The sequence below is a fragment of the uncultured Coprobacter sp. genome (assembly GCF_947855755.1).
Lineage (GTDB): Bacteria > Bacteroidota > Bacteroidia > Bacteroidales > Coprobacteraceae > Coprobacter.
The window spans coordinates 12,737-33,231 of the sequence record NZ_CANUAR010000005.1 but is presented as its reverse complement, the minus strand read 5'-3'; the positions used below and the strand labels follow the sequence as shown (position 1 = coordinate 33,231).

Here is a 20,495-nt window from a genome sequence, read left to right as displayed (position 1 = left end):
TAATAACTAAATTTTAGGATTATGAAAATTAAAAATTTATTAGCAGTTTCTATGGCTGCATTTGTATTATTGTCATGTAATGACTCAGACAATGGTTTGTCCGAACCTGCTGTTCAAGGTAAGAAAGCGACGATTACTGTAAATATTAAAGGAAACGCTGATACTCGTGCATTGAGTGGAGAAGTTTCCGGATCGACCGATGAGAATGCTATTAAATCGTTGGAGTTTTTTGTTTTTAATGCTGACGGTTCTTATCAAAAATATTTTAAACCAGAGGCCTTGGCTTCGAATAACCAGTATACATTTCTTGTCGACGCAGGAAATTTGACGATTCTTACTGCTGTTAATCAGAATTTGGGTGAACCTTCTCCTGCTCCTTCTCTGTTGGCTGATTTTAAAAAAAGTAGTCTTTATAAAGATTTGGTACTAGATGGTTCTAATTCCCGTGCAGATATAAGTACATCAACGGGATTTGCTATGGCAGCAGAAGGGACGATTAATGTTGTGGAAGGAGAAACAAATACTCTAAACCTTACCGTTCGTCGTTTATTAAGTAAGATTGAAGCACCTAAAGTAGATCCGTCAAGTCAGATTACAGCACCTAAAGCTGATTTGCTCGAAATATTGGGACTCGGGACAAGTGGAACAGTTCCTGAAGATTTAAAATGGACTTTTGATGGCTATATGGTTATCAATGGGATAAACCAATCGCGAGCTTTCGAATATAATGATCTTGAAAATTGGGTACGTTTTGAAACTGCATCTAATTTCAAAACGACATTTTCTATAAATGGAGAAACTGTTGAAACTGTATACTCTACAAAAAATGATGATACAGACGAAACGACGAACGGTTTTTTGCCGGTTACCTATGAAAAGCCGGTTTATGTATATGAAAATGTACCGACGATTTTGCAAGGAGGTAATGGATCGGCTGCAACGGTATTTGATAAGGATGAGGTCGTAGCTTTTATTATTCAGGGAACATTTTCCGGTACAGGAGTGAGTGGAGTCACCCGTTATTGGAGAGTTAATTTATTGAAAGATGATGCATGGAAGATTTATCGTAACAGTATTTATCGTGTGACGATGAAAGATATTAAAACCGTAGGTTGGGCTACTCCGAAAGATGCTGAAGAAGAAGGGCCTGTGGTTAGTCCAGAGGAAAGTTCTATCTCTATCAATATTGAAGTCGCAAAATGGGATGTGAGAACCCAAAATGTTGATTTATAATCGAGATGAACGACTATTACCGTTATTCCTGAGGAGAATGTTATTTCAGCTTTAGAATTTGTTTAAATTTTCCTGTCTCTGACTTTTATGAGTCTTCTGGGGAGTTGTTTTTTGTTCCTGTATGTTATGTAGCCTGCTACGCTCCTTATCGGAACAAAAAATGTACTTGGAAACAGTTTTCAAAAAGTCCCGTGGAAAACTTAAACAGACTCTTAGGAATAACGGTAAATAATTAATAGTAAATTGTTATATCGTGAAGAAAGTAATTCTGATATTGTTGATAATAATATCTTGCATGGGGTGTACTTACGAAGGTCCGCACTACGGCTGTGATAGAGGATCTCTGAATTTGGTCTTCACGTATGAGGGTAATACTGACAATTTTGATCTATCGGTAGCCAGTGATATAGAATTGTATTTGTATAATAGTGAAGGTAATAAGATAGAAATGAGGCATATTCCTTATAATGATATAAAAGGAGGGCAACCTTATTCTTTTGAGTTGCAATATACAGGAACTACATATCTTGTGGCATGGACTTTATCGGGAGATAAAGATATTGATAAAGAACCGCTTATGTTTCTTAATGAAGAAAATTATTCACAGATAAGATTTGCAATGAGTAAAAAAACAATGCGGCAATCGCAGATGTATAATGGTTCTGCACAAGACCTTTTTTGGAAGAATCTTATTTTTGATTCAAATCCTTTGGAAGAAAAAAATGTAAATGTTGAGGTTAAGAAACTGTTATGCAATATTACTGTCACAATAGAAGAGGGAAACAGTTTTAAGATTCAGTATCCTGGAGAACTCAGAGTGAATATTTGGGGATCGTCAGATTCATACCATGTTTCTGAAAACCAACAATCTGGTGACGGGATTGTGATAGAAGATAAATTTTCTTATATCGAGAGTCGTGATGAATATGTTTCCGAGAATAAGGTATTACCGGCTTCTATAGATTCGGAGAGTGGTGAGGAAGATAACATTGTGGTCACGCTTTTTGAGGATGGAATAGCCCGATTGAGAGTAGATACAGAAGCTAAGGCACGAGAAGGTTCTCAAATAGATATTGTGATCAGACCTACGAAGCAGGAGGCAATTATTACGGTCGATTCATGGCAGATTCGTAAAGCTTTGGTCATGCTTTAAAAATAATAATAGTATGAAAAATTTATCTATATTACAGATTGTTTTTGTATTAGTAGGATTCTACTCTTGTCAAAATAAACTTGATGATGAATCGTCAGTTGCTTATTCTTCTGGAGAGTCTGAAGTTGAAATATCTATTTTGACGGATTTTACAACCCGTAGTGTTGAACTGTCTGTTCCGGATGAAAGTATTATCGATGACCTTGATGTATTGCTTTTTGATTCTAATGGAAAATTTCTTTGCTGGCGAACTACTTTTAAAATAAATGGAAAGTTACGAACTACTCTTCCGGTGGGAGAAGGTTATGATGCCTATTTTTTTGCTAATTGTCGTTCGTTTATTGAGAAGTTGCTTCCTGATGAGGCTGCTGTTATCCGATATAAAGGGGTTGCCGATTGGGAAGTATTCCGAAAAGAGTTGGTCGATATAGCTCCTCAAAGGCTCTTACAGAATGGTACGTCTTTTACGAGTTTACCTATGTGGGGAATTTTGAAGGGACAGGAAGTAAAAGATGGAGTGATTAATTATTGGCCATTACTTAGTCTTATTCGTTCGGTAGCTTCAGTAGATATTTATGTGTCTGCCAATATTGATGATTTTAAGCTAAATGATGCTACTTTATATCATGTTCCGGATAGAGGTTTTTTAGGTAATAGTTCGGATAATATCATAAACAATCAGGTTCAAACGGCCGATTCTCCTATAGATATGAAAACTATTTTGACTTTAGAATCAAATAACTATGATGAGATTAACCGATCTATTGCAAATAAACTTTATTTATATGATAATGATACTGAAAACGAATTTGGAAATCAAAAACATACTCGTTTGGTGATTGGGGCTCAATATAAGGGTACGAAATATTATTATCCTATAGATTTTGAGAGTTCTGAAACGGATAAACTTGTTGAAATCGTACGAAATAGAAAATATGTATTCAATATTAATTCGGTTAGCGGTCCTGGATATACCGATAAGGAAACTGCTGCCGAACAGCCTTCTATTCATTTGAATGTCAATGTGGTCGAGTGGAGTATGGCTGCAGGACAAATGGGATCGAGCGGAAATTACTATTTGTGGACAGAAAGTCGTGAGGTTACGTTATACCGTGATCTGAATTCTTCTGTTGTTGTCGGAGTGGAAAGTAATATTCTCTCTAAAGTTATAGACTTGTCGTTTAAAACCGATGTGAATGGGCCTGTTCATGTGTTGACGAACGGTATTCAGAATAATCGTTTTAAAATCGAATTGATTGATGATGAAGACGGATATCCAAAGAGTCTTAGAATAACGGCATTAGGAGAATTTGATCCAACAATGGCTGCTGCTAATTCTGATACTCTTGTGTTACTTTCTGGAAGAATCAGGTTAGAAATACAGATCTTACGTTATAATAAAGGTGTAAATGACTGGGAATTGGATGGAGATATTAACGTTGATTTAGGAGAATAATTGATATGTATAACGATAAAAATTATAGTATGAAAAAAATATTGTGGTATGTTTTCCTTTTGACAACGGCTGTTTTTACGTCTTGTAGAATAGATGATGAAGATCGGTTTTCTTCAGGAAAGAACGGTAAATTGATTATAAATTTCAGTGTTCAAGATCCTACCAGTGGATTGGCAACACGAGCGGCAATAGCTCCTGAGGAAGGTGAGGAAAATGTAAAGACGATCGATTTGATCTTTTTTGAATCGAATAATAATGGTACGGGGATTTTTAAAGGTTGGAAAGAGTTGTCTGCCACATCGGAGAATCCGTTGGTGATGAATACTGATATGGCATTTGATTTTTCTGATATTGGACTAAATATGACAGATGCTTATGATATTTTGGTAGTAGCCAATATTGGCGATAACTATTTATCTGCAGATAGTTCTCAGACTTTGGATGAGTGGAAAGCTGCGATTAAAAGTAAAAATTTTAAAGAAGCAAAAGCCGATGTTCAGGTATTTCTGACAGGTACGGATGAAAACGCACCGGAATATACGACTAAACCGTTAGAAAGCGAGGCATTATTGATGAGCACTTCATTAAGAAAAGAGTCTCAGGATACAAAAATCAGCATAGTATTGCAGCGTGCTGTTTCCCGTTTTGACGTTTATAATTCGGCTGCTGGATATACCCTTGAGTCAGTGTCGGTCTGGAATGCATATCCGTCTCTTTTTGTCTGGAATGGAGAACCGAATTCTTTCGATAAAAAAGCGAAACGTATTACAAGACTTTATGGTGTGGAGAATAAAGTTGATGGTAATATTGTCGGAAAATTGTATGCTTTTGAGAATTATGTAGCATCTCCTAAGCAAAACGATGAGGTTACGACCTGCTTGATTATTGGTGTAAGAAATAATAGCTCCGGTACGATTTCATATCATCGAGCCAATGTGCACCCGCTTGAATCAGGACAGTCGCTCAAACGTAACAATGTATATAAATTGACTATAAATTCAGTTAAAAAAGAAGGTTATACTACAGAACTGGAAGCTTATAAAGGGGAGACAGCATCGTTAAGTTATTCTATTAATTATTGGGATATGGACAGTCATGGTACTGTACAGTTTGACGGAGACAATATTTTGGCTATACCAACAAAAAAAGTAATGTTTACTCCTAATGGAGGCAGTTACAATTTGGGGATATTCACTTTTGGAGAGGGAACATTGTCTCTTAGTAAAAAAGTGCTTGATGACGGTATATCTGTTAGTTTGAACGGTAAGACATTGACAGTCACAGCAACAATGTTGAATGATGTAAAAGATGAACGTAATGGTATTGTCGAACTTACGTTTGGCAATTTGAAGGCAACTATCGATATCGTTCAGTTAGAAGGAGGAGATCTTTATTTGAAGTTGAATCCTAAAAGTATACCTAATTTTGCAAATGGCGCTGGTGTCGCAGCACCTTCTATCGCCGTAGAGGGTTCGGGAGACTGGAATGCTACTATTTATCCTCCGGGTGCAGGAGCATTCTTTTCTTTCGTGCAAACCGGTACTTCTGCCGTAACCGATTATGATAGTGATAAAGCTTTTAATAACATTATTCCGATCTATACTCACACAGCTAACACAGCGACCGCTCCTCGTTACGGTTTTTTGGTAGTCAGTCTGAAGGAAGATCCTTCGGTACAGAGTACAATGTTGTTGATTCAAAATGGAGAACCCGGATTTGAATTGACTCCGTCTGTATCTTCTATTGATTTTGAATATGATGGAGAATTGACAATTACAGGGAATAATACTAATACTTTTCTTGTCAATCCGGGATTGAATACCGATGGAACTTCTGTGAACCAGTGGCGATATGTTCTTGAAGGTGATAATACTGGTGCATTTGAAATAAAAGATGTTCATGATGATGCGAATTTAAAACTTAACCGCATAACCGTAACGGCAAAGGAGAATGCAAGTAATAATACTTTGAATGCCAGATTGCATTTAGAGTTAGTAGCCGATCCTAATGTAAAATCTCAAGTGATTACAATCACTCAAAAACCGATGACTTTAAATACGGGTATTGTAGGTAATACATTATACGTATCTGAAAATCAGGATGAAACACAGTTCGTAAATTTGCAAAGCGGTAAGAATATGAAGTGGATTGCAGAACTGGAACAACCAGAACCGGCATTGGCTCATACTTATGTCGTAAAAATGCTTGGAGAAAATGGTACGGAAATGCCGTGGGGAACTGAATATGCAATAGGAACTAAATTTAAGATTCAATTGCCTAAAACTTTATATAAAGATGCAAACCGTGATATAACTTATCATGTGAAATTGACTTTGGTAGGGACGGATGTTTCGACTCGTCTTGCAGTTGTTAGGACAGTGCTTAAACCTATAGCGATTAATGTTGCCAATCTTTATGGAGGATACGGTGCATTAGGAAATGGAATTTTGAGTATGTTCCGAGATTATGGTAATTATCCGACATTCTTTGGTCCTCAGGGAATAGTTTATACACCGATAACGCCTACTTTGCCAAATAACGAAAGTAACAGTGCCGGAGTAGGTGCTAATATTCCTGATAATGTCAATGTCCTTTTCTCAGGAAGATATGCGACTTCAGTTTCTAATTACTATGATAATTTGGTTACTTGGTTAGAGAATAGTCCTAATAAAAACAGATTTGCTGTGATTTCTCTTGATAATAGTAATTCAGAAAATCAAGCATTATTTGCAAAATTTGCTTCTTGGGGTTATAAATACAGAGGGAATAGCGGATCGAATGCGACTTGGGTGACAGCTCATACCAATGATCCGGTATGGGATTATATAGTTAAGAATGGGCCGTTCAGTAATTACAATCCCTCTCGGCAAATTAATTTTAACGCATTGTTTTATAGGGATGGAATAAGCGGAACTTTTGATGTCCCGGTTGGAGTAACCAATGTATTGGAAGTTGCAGGTAATGGTTGCTCTTTATCAATCGATCTGCGAAAAAGAGTGATATTTATTGGAGACACTCAGCATACCAGTATATGGACTCCGGCTTATAATGCTTTGGCGACTGTTACGGATAATGAGTATTATGGTCGCGGAGTATTGTGGGCTACTCTATGGGCGATAATTTATAATACGGCTCAGTATGGAGATCATTTCACGGATGCACTTAAGTGATGTTAATTATAATGCTCGATAATTAAATAGATGAAACTTATCCGAGACAATATTGATATAGTCTCGATAAGTTTCATCTATTTATATTATTGGGATAGAGTTTAATTGCGTATTACTCTGATTTAAATATATATAGCTTTTGATAGTCGATATTTGTTACTGCTGTCTGTTATCAGTCAAAAAATCATATATTTCTTTTGCATAACGCCTTCCTACCGGTATAGGCCTTGATAATCCTTTTAGCCATATTTCTTGTTTAGAAAATTTTTGTATGCGGTTTGTGGGTATGAGGAATGAACGGTGTACTCTTAAAAAAGTGTTTTGTGGTAACATTTTATGAATAGTTTTAATATTGAGCCGTGATATTACGCTATTACCGTTTATTCTGTATATTTTACAATAATTCTCTAAAGCCTCGATATAGAAAATATCGGATAACAATATGTTTATGTTGTTATATTCCTGCTTGACAACGATTGTCTCTTGATCGTTCTTATTGTTCCATACCGAAATATTCCGTATGGCTTTTTCAATTGCCCTGTCGAAACGGTCATAAGCTATAGGTTTATGCAGAAAATCTACTGCATCAAGATTAAAGCCGTCAAGGGCGTATTGTGCATGAGCTGTAGTAAATATCAAACAACAGTTGTGTGGCAGCTTTTTTGCAATTTCCAATCCGTTAATACTGTTCATCTCTATATCGAGAAATACTATATCGGGTTTATCTTTTTTTATTTCTTCTAATCCTATACGAGGCTCACAGAAAGTTTTTAACTCAATGTTACCTTTCCTTTCGCAAAATTGTTTGATTACCAGTAGTGCGATCGGCTCGTCATCGATAGCTATGCAGTTGATTCGTTTCATGTTCGAGACAATTGTATCGTTAATTTAGTCAAGAACTCCTGTTTATTATTATCTTTTTCGGTAATAAGAGTAAAAAGTCCGGGATAGAGCAATTGCAGACGTTTTCTGCAATTTTCGATGCCGATAGATGATTCACCTTCTTTTTTTTCTTTCATGATAGAGTTACGAGTCTTGAAAAGCAGAACACCGTCTTCAACTATGATTCGTATAAGTATAGTGCAATCTTCGGAAGAAGACGTCCCGTATTTAAAAGCATTTTCGACAAATGTAATCAGTATCATAGGAGGGATAAGAACGTGTTCTTCGTCTGTACGGCTTTCAAAAATGACTTTTGTGTGGTGATTTAATCTGAGTTTCTGTAATTCCACATATTGTCGGATATATTCGATTTCGTTATTTATGTCTATTTTTTCTACCGAAGTATTATCGTACATGTATTTAAGAATATTCGAAAATTTTACAAATGCAGATTCTGTCAGATCTGATTTAGTGATGACCAAACCATAAAGCGTATTGAGGGTATTAAATAAAAAATGCGGATTTATCTGTGCCTTATACATCGCTAACTCGGCTTTGTTTTTTTCTGCTTCGATTTCTTGTTTTTGTAACATTTGACGGAATAGTTCGAAGGTTACTTCAATGGCTAAACTAAATCCCGATACGATCAAAAAGAAAAACCATATGGTTTGGGAGTGTAAGTGACGGCGAAAATCTATGGGTAATTTAGACCCGAATTTATCGGATATGGGAAAATGCGTTAATAGCTCTGTAATCAGTGTCAATATGATGATCAAGATAATGATATGTAAATATTTTCTTTTTAAAAAGAGCGAGGGAATATTTGCTTTTCTGTAAGTAAAATAAAGTAAGTATAAATATAAAACCAAAGTTCCGACAAAAACAGGCTGGGTTTTGATCCATTTGTCAACCGGAACTAATAAGATAATCAGTGGCAAGATAACCAAGCAGAAAAGTAGATCGACATAGTGTATTATTTGAGGATACCGTATAAATGTATAATATGCAGTCTCCTTGCCTTTACCTTTACCTTTGAGATTTTTTAATAACATCAGGGTATTTATATTCGTAAAATATCAAATCTTTATCACAAAGATAAATATTAGATACTATACCTCAAAAATTGCTTGTTGTCGTTAATCAACACATTTCTGTCGTTAATCAACACTTTTATAATATGTAGCAAAATCCTTTTATTTTTGTCACTACTTGTTTTGTATCTCATTATGTAATGTAATAATTAATCAACTATACCCAATGAAATACCTCATTATTCCTATTTTATCGGGGCTTATACTGCTCTATTCGTGCGGATCTCAGCCTCAGGAACAAACATCTGCTAAGTATAAAACTTTGAATGTCGGATTCAGTAATCAAACGCTTAAGAGCGATTATACAGCTACGCTTCGAGGGCGGCAATATGTAGAGATACGTCCGCAGGTAAGCGGTATAATCACGAGAATTTGTATGAATGAAGGAGATGTCGTGCATAAGGGACAAGTTCTTTTTGTTATTGATCAAATTCCTTATAAGGCTGCACTTGAGACAGCTATGGCCAATGTAAAAAGTGCCGAATCTAAGCTTGCGACAGCAAAACTTACTGCTGAAAGTAAGGAAGAACTGTTTCGGGAAAATGTGGTTTCTGAATTCGATTTGCAAACAGCCCGTAATGCTTTTGCCGAAGCTCAAGCTGCTCTTGCTTTGGCTCGTGCTGAGGAGATAAATGCCCGTAATAATCTTTCTTATACAGAAGTAAAAAGTCCGGTAGATGGAGTAGCCAGTATGATTCCCTATCGTGTAGGAGCTCTTGTCGATAGTAATATTTCAGAACCGTTAGTCACGGTTTCTGACGATAACGAGGTCTTTGCTTATTTCTCGATGGATGAGAATCAAATTCTAAATCTTGTGCAACAATATGGTTCATTACAGAAAACAATGGAGCAAATGCCTGAAGTAGAATTGATGCTCAGTAATGGTAAAGTTTATCAATATTCCGGTAAAATTGATGCTATTAGCGGAACCGTTGATAGCGGGACGGGTGCAGTAAGTCTTCGTGCTTCATTTAAAAATCCGGATAAATTGTTGCGTAATGGTGGTAGCGGAAAGGTGATCGTTCCTACTCATCGAGACAGCGTAATCGTTATTCCTCAAACTGCCACTTATGAATTGCAAAATCGCGTTTTTGTCTATAAAGTAGTTGACGGTAAGGCGAAATCTGCTCCGATTGAAGTGTTCCGTCTGAATAACGGTACGGAATATATTGTCGAGTCGGGACTCGCTCCCGGTGATGTTATTATTGCCGAAGGTGCAGGTCTTATGCGAGAAGGAACGGTAATCGATTCTCATACTTCCACTAATGAATAATCCACATTATGAAAATTAGAACATTTATTGACCGGCCTATTCTATCGGTTGTTATTTCGGTTGTTATTTTGATTGTTGGATTGATAGGACTTTCGCAGCTACCTATCGAGCAATTCCCTGAAATCGCACCTCCTACCGTCAGTGTTTCTGCTACTTATACAGGAGCAAATGCCGAGACTGTGCAAAAGAGTGTCGTTGTTCCTCTTGAGGAGGCATTGAATGGAGTGGAAAATATGATGTATATGACCTCTACTGCAACCAATACCGGTTCGGCACGAATTACTATCTATTTCCGTCAAGGTACCGATCCCGATATGGCAACAGTCAATGTCCAGAATCGTATTGCAACGGCACAGGGATTATTACCTGCGGAAGTAACGAAGAGCGGTATTACCGTACGTAAACGTCAAACAAGTAATATCAAAGCGTTAGCCCTTTATAGTCCGGATAATTCGTTTGATGAGAGCTTTCTGAATAATTATTTGAAGATTAATATCGAACCGCGTCTTTCTCGTATTGCCGGAGTGGGAGAGGTTAATGTAATGGGGGCGGATTATTCTTTGCGTATTTGGCTTGATCCCGGTAAAATGGCTAAATATAACTTGATGCCGTCGGATATTGCGACCGTACTTGACGAGCAGAATTTGGAGGCTCCTACCGGAACGCTTGGTGCGGAATCTGAAAATACATTCCAATATGTCTTGAAATACCGGGGGCGTTATGAAGAGGAAAAAGATTATGAAAATTTGGTAATCCGTTCTTTAGAAAGCGGAGAAGTCCTTCGTTTAAAAGACGTGGCGCGTATAGAATTGGGTTCTAGCTCTTATACCTATATAGGAGAAGTAAACGGACATCCCGGATCTAACTGTATGATTGCACAAACATCTGGGTCGAATGCCAATGAAATTATAGAAGAAATAGACAAAGTAGCAGCAGAAATTTCGAAAACTTTGCCTAAAGGTATGGAGTTGGTGGACTTGATGAGTTCTAAAGATTTTTTGGATGCTTCTATTCAAAATGTAATAAAAACGCTTGTTGAAGCTATTTTACTGGTGATTTTGGTGGTGTATGTGTTTTTGCAAAGCATGCGTTCTACTTTTATCCCGGCAATCTCGATAGTTGTTTCTTTAGTGGGTACATTCGCTTTTTTATATGTGGCAGGTTTTAGTTTGAATATGTTGACCTTGTTTGCATTGGTATTGGTAATCGGTACAGTGGTGGATGATGCTATCGTTGTCGTAGAAGCTGTTCAGGCAAAATTCGATGAAGGGTATAAGTCTTCATATCGTGCCACAATCGATGCGATGGGAGGGATTACTTCTGCATTGGTAACGACGACATTTGTCTTTATGGCTGTTTTTATTCCTGTCAGTTTTATGGGAGGAACGACCGGTACGTTCTACACGCAATTCGGTTTGACAATGGCTGTTGCCGTAGCTATCTCTTTGGTCAATGCCTTGACGTTAAGTCCTGCTCTTTGTGCTTTGATTATGACTCCTCACGAAGTTGCAGCCGATGGGAAAAAAATGAGTTTCTCCTCTCGTTTTCATATTGCATTCGACAGTGCTTTTCATCGTTTGGTACAGAAATATAAAACAGGAGTTTTCTTTATGCTGAAACGGAAATGGTTGGCTTTAGTTTTACTGCTGGTGGCTTTTGGCGGCTTGTTTATTTTGATGAAAACGACTAAAACCGGACTTGTTCCGCAGGAGGATATGGGGACTATATTTGTTGATGTGCGAACTTCACCGGGAAATACTTTGGAGGAGACGAAAATTATTATGGATGAAGTGGATAGACGTATTAGTGATATTCCGCAAATACGAATGTTTTCTAAAGTGACGGGTAACGGAATGATCAGCGGACAAGGATCGTCTAACGGTATGTTTATTGTCCGTTTGAAACAGTGGGATGAGCGTCAGGAAAAAGAGGATGAAATAAATGCCGTTATTGATGAGATATACCGACGTACAGATGATATATCCTCGGCTCAGATTATGGCTTTTGCCCAACCCATGATTCCGGGATATGGAGTGAGTAGTGGTTTTGAAATTTATGTACAAGATCAAAAAGGCGGTTCTGTAGAAGATTTGCTGAAATATACGAAGCAAATGATTGAGAAATTGAATGCACGACCGGAAATCGGGCGTGCAACGACCTCGTTTGATACCAAATTCCCTCAATATATGGTAGAGGTCGATGCTGCTCGCTGTAAGCGCAACGGAGTATCGCCATCTGATGTATTGAGTACTTTATCTGGATATATCGGAGGTAATTATGCCTCGAATATGAACCGTTTTTCAAAACTTTATCGTGTAATGGTGCAGGCATCTCCTGAGTTCCGGTTAGATACGGAAGCGTTGAATAATATGTTCGTTCGTAATTCGGATGGAGAGATGTCCCCTATTAGCCAGTATTTGACGTTGACTCGGGTGTATGGCTCTGAGACTTTAACCCGTTTTAATCTTTTTTCCGCTATATCCGTCAATGGAGCGCCTGCTACCGGTTATAGTTCCGGACAAGCTATTCAGGCGGTACGTGAAGTTGCCGAAGAAACATTACCTGCCGGTTATGGTTTCGAGTTTGGCGGAATGTCACGAGAAGAGTCTTCAACAGGAAATACGACTGTATTGGTATTTGTTATTTGTGTAGTATTTATTTATTTGATTCTGTGTGCTCTTTACGAAAGTCTGTTTATTCCTTTGGCGGTTATTCTATCAGTACCGTTCGGATTGACAGGAAGTTTTCTTTTTGCCAAAATGTTCGGTTTGGAAAATAATATCTATTTGCAGACAGGTTTGATCATGTTGATCGGCTTGTTGGCAAAAACAGCTATTTTGTTGACAGAATATGCTTCGGAACGACGTCATCAAGGGATGAGCATTACACAAGCTGCGGTGTCTGCAGCAGAAGTGCGTTTGCGACCTATTTTAATGACCTCATTGACGATGATCTTCGGTATGTTGCCGTTAATGTTTGCTTCGGGGGTAGGAGCAAACGGAAATATTTCTATCGGTGTCGGGACGGTAGGCGGTATGTTAATCGGTACTATAGCGTTGTTATTTATCGTACCGGTTTTGTTTATCGTGTTCCAATATCTGCAAGAGAAAATTATGCCTCAGCGTAAAGTATCGAAATTGGATGAGGAGAACTAATTGAAAAGAAGATTCGTATGAAAAAAATAATAATATGCATATCCTTGATCATAGGAACGAGCGGATGTTCGATATATCGGACGTATAAGCAACCTGATATGAAAACTGTTACAGACAATCTTTTTCGTCATACTCAGGAACAAACGGATACAGTCTCGATAGCGGCTCTTTCGTGGAGAGAAATTTTTACAGATTCTCAGCTACAACAGCTTATCGATACCGGATTAAAGAATAATACCGATTTGAACATTGCCCGATTGAAAGTGAAGGAGGCAGAAGCTTTGCTTATGACTTCTCGACTTTCTTATTTACCTTCAATATCGTTATCGCCGCAAGGCACATTGAATAAAGCGGAAAAGTCAAAACTCACTAAAAGCTATAATTTGGCTGTTTCTGCAGATTGGGAAATCGATATCTTCGGTCGTGTGACGAATGCCAAAAGAGAGGCAAAAGCTGTATTAGAACAGAGCGAGGCTTACCGTCAGGCTGTACAGACTCAGTTGGTCGCTACTATTGCCAATAGCTATTATACATTGTTGATGCTTGATGAGCAGTTTGAAATCAGCAAGCGTACCGCTGAAAATTGGAGTGAGAACTTGCGTGTGATGAAAGCGTTGAAAAAGGCCGGACAAACGACTGATATGGCTGTTGCTCAGACTGAGGCGAGCAAACTTTCTGTGGATGCCTCATTGCTTTCGATAGAGCGTCAGATTACAGAGACGGAGAATGCTCTTTCTGCGTTGTTAGGTTCGACTCCGGGAACAATATCCCGTTCGACTTTGAAACAACAAAAATTCCCGGATACACTTTCGGTAGGTATTCCTTTGCAATTATTGCACCGTCGTCCCGATGTCCGTCAAAGCGAGGCTGCTTTAGCTGCAGCGTTTTATGTTACTAATCAAGCACATTCGGCATTTTATCCTTCAATTACATTGAGCGGTTCTGCAGGATGGACAAATGCCGCAGGAGCTGTTATCTCTAATCCTGGACAGTGGCTATTTTCAGCCATAGGCTCATTGGTACAACCTCTTTTTAACCGGGGGCAGAATATTGCCAATTTAAAGGTAGCTAAAGCTCAGCAAGAAGAAGCATTGCTTTCGTTCAAGCAAAGTTTACTTGATGCAGGTACAGAGGTAAATGATGCTTTGTTACAATGGCAAACGGCACGTAAACGTCATAATCTGAATAAGCAGCAGATTACCTCTTTAGAATCGGCAGTTCGTAGTTCAGAACTGTTGATGCGTTACAGTTCTCAAAATTATCTGGAAGTCCTTACCGCTCGTCAAACTTTGCTGCAGGCCGAGTTGGACGCAGTATCGGATTGTTTTGATGAGATACAGGGCGTAATTAATCTTTATCATGCTTTGGGAGGAGGTATCGATTGATAGGTTTATTATAAAAATAAGTTGAAGTTGTAGTCAGATTTAGAACCTGTCTAAATTTTACTTGGGTCAGGTTTGAGAATTTCTTTCGAGGTTGTTTTTTCAGTTTTTACGAGGAGGGTAGCGGGCTATCTGACGAGTGAAAACGGGAAAAAAGACCGGAAGAAAACACGAGAATGACCTGATAATATTTTTTGTTGGAAAATTTAGATAGGCTCTTAGATTCTGTTTCTCTGAAAAAGAGTTTCTGAAAAAAGTGCATGTGCGATTAAAAATCCGCATGCACTTTTTTGTGCTGTTAGGTCGATAAATCGCTTTTCGGTAGATTATGCAAATATGAAATTTGTGAGTACTTTTTTATATTCCGATTAATTTAAATTTCAAGAAAATCACTTGTTTTATCTGTTTTTAATTTCCCATTATAAAGACTAATGTAACTATTATATCTGAGATAAGATGTGCTTTTTAGGGTGTATGAGATTTTATGTTATGAAATGAGAAAAAAAGGAGGACGTTATTTTTATTCACGAATAGCGAACAAAGGTTTCGTCTATAATGTTATCTAAAAAGAAAACATCTTAAATTATAAATAACAAAAATTGAATTATGAATACGGAAGGATTTTTTTTATCATGAATTATCGGTTGAGCGGAAATATGAGAACCGTAATGATAGTCTATTAAGATTGCTATTTGGCGTGAAGTGCGTCTTCGGTTATTTAAAAGTCAAAAAATAAAATCCAAGATATAATAATTTTTATCGAGTTATCTATTAATATTTTTAATTATGAAAAAGTCTATTATCTTATCAGCATTTGTGATAAGCGCATTCGCAGCAAATGCTCAGACTGACCAAACTGTTCTCCAAGGTACTAAAATAGGAGATAATTGGTCTATAGAGCTCAAAGCGGGTATGGTAACCCCTTTGACACACAGTTCTTTTTTTAAAGATGCCCGCCCTACTTTTGGACTTGGAGTGACTAAACAATTAACTCCGGTTTTTGGAATGGAGTTTCAAGGTATGGGGTACATAAATACAACGGATAGTAAAAATGCTATCGACGCTTCTGATGTCAGTTTGTTGAACAAATTTAATTTGATGAATCTGTTCGGAGGCTATCCCGGTACTCCCCGTCTATTCGAAATTGAAGCGGTGGCCGGTATCGGTTGGATGCATTATTATGTAAACGGTTCTGATGATGATAATTCTTGGTCTACCCGTTTCGGGTTGAACCTGAATTTCAATTTCGGAGAAACGAAAGCTTGGACTTTAGGGATTAAACCTGCTATTGTATATGATATGGAGGGTGATTTTAATAGAGCAAAAAGCCGGTTTAATGCGAATAATGCATTTTTTGAATTGACAGCTGGGGCAACCTATCATTTTAAAGGAAGTAATGGAAAGCATCATTTTACGAAGGTCAGAACTTATAATCAGACCGAGATCGATCAATTAAATGCCTCTATTAATAATCTTCGTACACAAGTAAACGAGAAAAACAATGTCGTAAACAATGCAAATCAAAAAATCGGAATGTTGCAACAAGAGTTGGCCGATTGTCGCAATCGTCCTGCAAAAGTAGAGACTGTGGTAGAAACCAGCCGTATTCCGGAATCTATCATTACCTTCCGACAGGGCAGATCGACAGTTGACGCTTCACAATTGCCTAATGTGGAACGAGTAGCTGTTTATTTGAAGAAGCATGCCGACGCAAATGTGATTATTAAAGGTTATGCATCTCCTGAAGGAAATCTCGAATTCAATAAAAAACTGGCTCAGGCTCGGGCTGAAGCAGTAAAGACCATTCTTATGAAAAAATATAAGATCAATGCAAGTCGCATTACGGCAGAAGGGCAAGGGATCGGAGATATGTTTACAGATCCGGATTGGAATCGGGTAAGTATCTGTTCTATCGTAGAGCCTTGATCGGTTTCATTGAAAATGAAATCATCGGTTACTTTTTTGAAATTACTCCTCGTATTTAAATTTAAGGATACGGGGAGTTTTTTGTTCTTTAAATGTATTTTGAAAGGAAGCTTGTCAATCTTATATTGACGAAAATGTCAGGATGAATTATCTTTGTATGCTTAAAAAGAAAAGATGCGGATGATTTTATTTAAAGATGTGACATTCATCTATAACGGGAAACCCCTGATGACTCATTTCTCGGATGTGGTATCTTCTGGCGAAAAGGTTGTCGTTTATGGTGCTTCGGGAACGGGAAAAAGTACTTTATTGAGCAGTATTGCAGGGTTGGTGCAGCCCGATGAAGGTGAAATATGGGTTGGCGGGCAATTGCTTACCGGTGCTACTGTATCGGATATTCGTCGTCTTACAGCTTGGGTACCTCAGGAGTTTACTTTGCCCTATGACTCTGTAAAGGAGTGTGTGTTTGCACTCTTCAGACTCTGGCAAAACAGGAATAAAATACCGGCAGAGCAAACCGTTTTAGATACGTTCAGATTTTTAGGATTGGAGCAGGAGATATATACAAAACGTCTTGTCGAGATTTCCGGAGGACAACGTCAGCGAGTTATGATCGCTATTGCGGTTTTATTGGATAAACCGCTTTTATTATTGGATGAGCCTACTTCGGCTTTAGATCCTGATTCTATTGAAAAGCTGATCGCATTTTTAAAATCTTATAAGAGTATGACAATGGTTGCCGTATCGCATGACGAGCGGTTTATCCGGGCATTTGATCGCAGTATAAAGATAGGAGAAGAAAGATGAACGGAACTGTCGATATCGGTTGGGGCAGCATGTGCCTCGGTTTTTTATTATTGTTGATACCTGTGACGGCGTTAGCTTATTATCGTACGGGGTTGGTAAAGGATACGCTCATTGCGGCAAGTCGGATGACTTTACAATTGTTTTTGATCGGATTTTATTTGGAATATTTGTTTACATGGAATTCGGCATGGATCAATTTGTTGTGGGTGATTGTTATGATTTGTGTAGCTTCGTGGACGGTACTGAGGCGGACAAAGTTGCCTGTAAAGAAATTATTAATTCCGGTGATAGTAGCATTCTTTTGTTCTATCTGTATTATAGATGTTTATTTCTTAGGAATAATTATAAAGTTAGATCATCTGTTCGAAGCACGTTATTTTGTTCCTGTCAGCGGTATGATACTCGGTAATATGCTTTCGGCCAATGTTATAGCTCTTAATGCCTTTTATGGAAGTCTTGACCGAGAACGTCAGCTTTATTTTTATTTATTGGCAAACGGGGCGACACGAGGTGAAGCGACAGCACCGTTTATGCGTGAAGCGCTGATAAAATCATTTAATCCGACTATTGCATCGATGGCTGTCATGGGATTGGTTGCTTTACCGGGAACTATGACCGGTCAGATATTGGGCGGAAGCAGTCCCAATGTTGCGATCAAATACCAGATTATGCTTATGATTACGATCTTTTCTTCGTCATTAATATCTGTTTTATTGACACTTTGGGCGGCAAAACACCGCTCGTTCGATAGCTGGGGGATTAAAAAATTCTGAGGATACCATTGTGTTTGTATTTGGAAGAATAAAGTAATCCTATTTGTTTTTGCCGTAACAAAGATTGAATCTTTTGCATCGGAAAATATTTGTCGATTTGAAAATTTTTGAATTTGAGATAGTAATTTTATCTTATTGTCTTGATTTATAGGTGTGTTATTGAAATTTTTAAGTAAAAATATAAGTAGAAATGTTTCAATTATTTTAAAATAATATCTGAAATAATTTTTTAATTCAGATTTTATAGCTACTTTTATTAGCGAAAAGACATGAAAGCATAGAGCTTCAGAGTGTTGTTCTGGAGTGAAGGTATAGAAACCTCCATTCCCAAAAGCACTCATGGAGATGATGTGCTTTCATGTCTTTTCAGTTATACCAGAACGGGATGGAGGTTTCTTTTTATTTAATGTTGATCTTAAAGCAAATGGAAAACTTCGATCTTGACGGTGAGCTGGATAAATACCAGCCTATAATGTTTAAGTATGCTGTCTCATTGACGCATGACTATGATGATGCGTTAGATATTGTACAAGATGTAAATTACCAAATTCTTAAAAATAGAGACAAGTTCGAATCACGGCAATACCCTTTGAAAATATCTTTTGTTTTTATAAGAAACCGCTTTATTTCCTTAATGAGAAAGAGCAAAGTTTTATATATAGAACAAGAGATGGAGTATAATGTTCAGGTTGAAAATAATGTGATCCTTTATGATTATGACTATATCTTGAGTTTAATAAGTAAAATGGATATTTCGACTCGTACTTTGATTGGACTTTTGATACAGGGTAAAAGCTATAAAGAGATAGGAAATATTCTCAACATGAAAGAAGGTACAGTAAAAAGTAGAATTCACAATATTAGAAAAAAGATTAAGTATCTGCTTCCTGAATATTTTTGATAGTATTGAGAAAAGATTAAATTAGGCTTATTAAAATTGAATATAGTTTATTTGAAATATTATCCAGATGCACTTTGTGTAATATTATTGTTTCTCTCTATCTCCGTTTTTCTAACTTTTGACCAGAAGTTTTCTCTTAATTTGATTTTATATATCCCAAAAAGGATAAAAGCTTTTCTATGTTTTTTTAATAAAATCACTTGGTCGATTTTTGAATGTGCTGAGAACTTTTCTTTTATACTCTACTGCTTTATTGTTATCATTTATACAGATGTAATTATTTCATAGTTACGAGATAAGTAGTTTGAGTATTTTTCAATTTCGACGATAATGATGTCGACTCTTTTAAGTTATGTTGGTTCTGTGAAAATTCTCTTTATACTGAATAATATATGATATATTGAATAAAATATTGACTCTATTATTACTTTGTCACACTTATTTTAGATATATCCCCAGCTATTTAATGAATGTATAAGTAAAAATGCATTTATTGTTTTAAAATAATATATAGAATAATTTTTTAATTCGAAATTTATAGTTACTTTTATTAGCGAAAAGACATGAAAGCATAGGGCTTCAGAGTGTTGTTCTGGAGTGAAGGTATAGAAACCTCCATTCCCCCAAGAGCACTCATGGAGTTGATGTGCTTTCATGTCTTTTCAATTATACCAGAACGGGGTGGAGGTTTCTTGTTTATGTTTAATCTTAAAAGTAAATGAAGAATCTCGATTTCGATATTAAGTTATGTGAATATCAATCTCTTATGCTTAAATATGCTGTCTCATTGACACATAATTATAATGATGCGTTAGATATTGTACAGGACGTAAATTACCAAATTCTTAAAAATAGAGATAAGTTTGAATCTCAGCAATATACTTTAGATATATCTTTTGTCTTTGTAAGAAATCGCTTCATCTCTTTGACGAGAAAGAGTAGAATTTTATATATAGAACAGGAAACCGTATGTAATGATCAGATTGAAAACAATACTATCTTTTATGATTATGAGTACATTATAGGGTTAATAAATAGAATGGATACCTCGACTCGTATATTAATAAATCTTTTGGTACAAGGCAAAAGCTATAAAGAGATAGGGCATATATTATGCATAAAAGAGGGAACGGTAAAAAGCAGAATTCATAATATTAGGAAAAAGATCAAAGATCTGCTTCCTGAATATTTTCAATAGTACAGAAAAAGGTTTAATATGAAAATTTGGATATGTGCAATATAAATAGGATAACGAACTCGATTCGATGTGAGTAAAAATTATATATAAGTTTG

Annotated in this window: 14 protein-coding genes; 12 read left to right on the top strand and 2 right to left on the bottom strand. The window is 36.9% G+C overall.

What is annotated here, in order from left to right; genetic code table 11:
- Positions 1-21: 21 nt before the first annotated feature.
- The 4 genes from Q0093_RS04485 (at position 22) to Q0093_RS04470 (ending at position 7,012) form a co-directional block, all read left to right on the top strand.
- Complete coding sequence (locus tag Q0093_RS04485) at positions 22-1,233, top strand: fimbrial protein (RefSeq protein ID WP_297928589.1); 1,212 nt, start codon at positions 22-24, stop codon at positions 1,231-1,233.
- A gap of 253 nt (positions 1,234-1,486) precedes the next feature.
- Positions 1,487-2,386 (top strand): FimB/Mfa2 family fimbrial subunit, encoded by a 900-nt coding sequence (locus tag Q0093_RS04480; protein ID WP_297928588.1) that lies wholly within the window; start codon positions 1,487-1,489, stop codon positions 2,384-2,386.
- Positions 2,387-2,399: 13 nt separating this feature from the next.
- Positions 2,400-3,842 (top strand): fimbrial protein, encoded by a 1,443-nt coding sequence (locus Q0093_RS04475; RefSeq protein ID WP_297928587.1) that lies wholly within the window; start codon positions 2,400-2,402, stop codon positions 3,840-3,842.
- Positions 3,843-3,871: 29 nt separating this feature from the next.
- Entirely contained in the window at positions 3,872-7,012 is a 3,141-nt protein-coding gene (locus Q0093_RS04470) for a hypothetical protein (RefSeq protein ID WP_297928586.1), read from the top strand.
- 156 nt (positions 7,013-7,168) lie between these two features.
- On the opposite strand, the gene Q0093_RS04465 is transcribed toward Q0093_RS04470, so the two are convergent.
- Positions 7,169-7,876 carry a LytTR family DNA-binding domain-containing protein gene (locus tag Q0093_RS04465; RefSeq protein WP_297928585.1) on the bottom strand — a complete coding sequence of 236 codons (708 nt, stop codon included), beginning with the start codon at positions 7,874-7,876 and terminating at the stop codon, positions 7,169-7,171.
- A complete protein-coding gene (locus Q0093_RS04460) occupies positions 7,873-8,946 on the bottom strand; it encodes a sensor histidine kinase (protein WP_297928584.1) in 1,074 nt (357 codons plus the stop codon). Before Q0093_RS04460 ends, Q0093_RS04465 begins: the two co-directional genes overlap by 4 nt.
- Before the next feature lie 205 nt (positions 8,947-9,151).
- Here Q0093_RS04460 and Q0093_RS04455 point away from each other — a divergent pair, with 205 nt between their 5' ends.
- The 8 genes from Q0093_RS04455 (at position 9,152) to Q0093_RS04420 (ending at position 20,400) form a co-directional block, all read left to right on the top strand.
- Positions 9,152-10,258: an efflux RND transporter periplasmic adaptor subunit gene (locus Q0093_RS04455; RefSeq protein WP_297928583.1), complete on the top strand. Its 1,107-nt coding sequence runs from the start codon at positions 9,152-9,154 to the stop codon at positions 10,256-10,258.
- 8 nt (positions 10,259-10,266) lie between these two features.
- On the top strand, positions 10,267-13,413 hold the full coding sequence (locus tag Q0093_RS04450) for an efflux RND transporter permease subunit (protein ID WP_297928582.1): 3,147 nt from the start codon (positions 10,267-10,269) through the stop codon (positions 13,411-13,413).
- A 17-nt stretch (positions 13,414-13,430) separates the two neighbouring features.
- Positions 13,431-14,798 (top strand): efflux transporter outer membrane subunit, encoded by a 1,368-nt coding sequence (locus Q0093_RS04445; protein ID WP_297928581.1) that lies wholly within the window; start codon positions 13,431-13,433, stop codon positions 14,796-14,798.
- 783 nt (positions 14,799-15,581) lie between these two features.
- Entirely contained in the window at positions 15,582-16,721 is a 1,140-nt protein-coding gene (locus Q0093_RS04440) for an OmpA family protein (RefSeq protein WP_297928580.1), read from the top strand.
- Between the two features lie 180 nt (positions 16,722-16,901).
- Complete coding sequence (locus Q0093_RS04435; RefSeq protein WP_297928579.1) at positions 16,902-17,528, top strand: ATP-binding cassette domain-containing protein; 627 nt, start codon at positions 16,902-16,904, stop codon at positions 17,526-17,528.
- The gene (locus tag Q0093_RS04430) at positions 17,525-18,301 is read left to right on the top strand and encodes an ABC transporter permease (protein WP_297928578.1); all 777 of its coding nucleotides are present in this window, start codon (positions 17,525-17,527) and stop codon (positions 18,299-18,301) included. Before Q0093_RS04435 ends, Q0093_RS04430 begins: the two co-directional genes overlap by 4 nt.
- 424 nt (positions 18,302-18,725) lie before the next feature.
- On the top strand, positions 18,726-19,202 hold the full coding sequence (locus Q0093_RS04425) for an RNA polymerase sigma factor (protein ID WP_297928577.1): 477 nt from the start codon (positions 18,726-18,728) through the stop codon (positions 19,200-19,202).
- Between the two features lie 718 nt (positions 19,203-19,920).
- Positions 19,921-20,400: an RNA polymerase sigma factor gene (locus Q0093_RS04420; RefSeq protein ID WP_297928576.1), complete on the top strand. Its 480-nt coding sequence runs from the start codon at positions 19,921-19,923 to the stop codon at positions 20,398-20,400.
- Positions 20,401-20,495 lie beyond the last annotated feature (95 nt).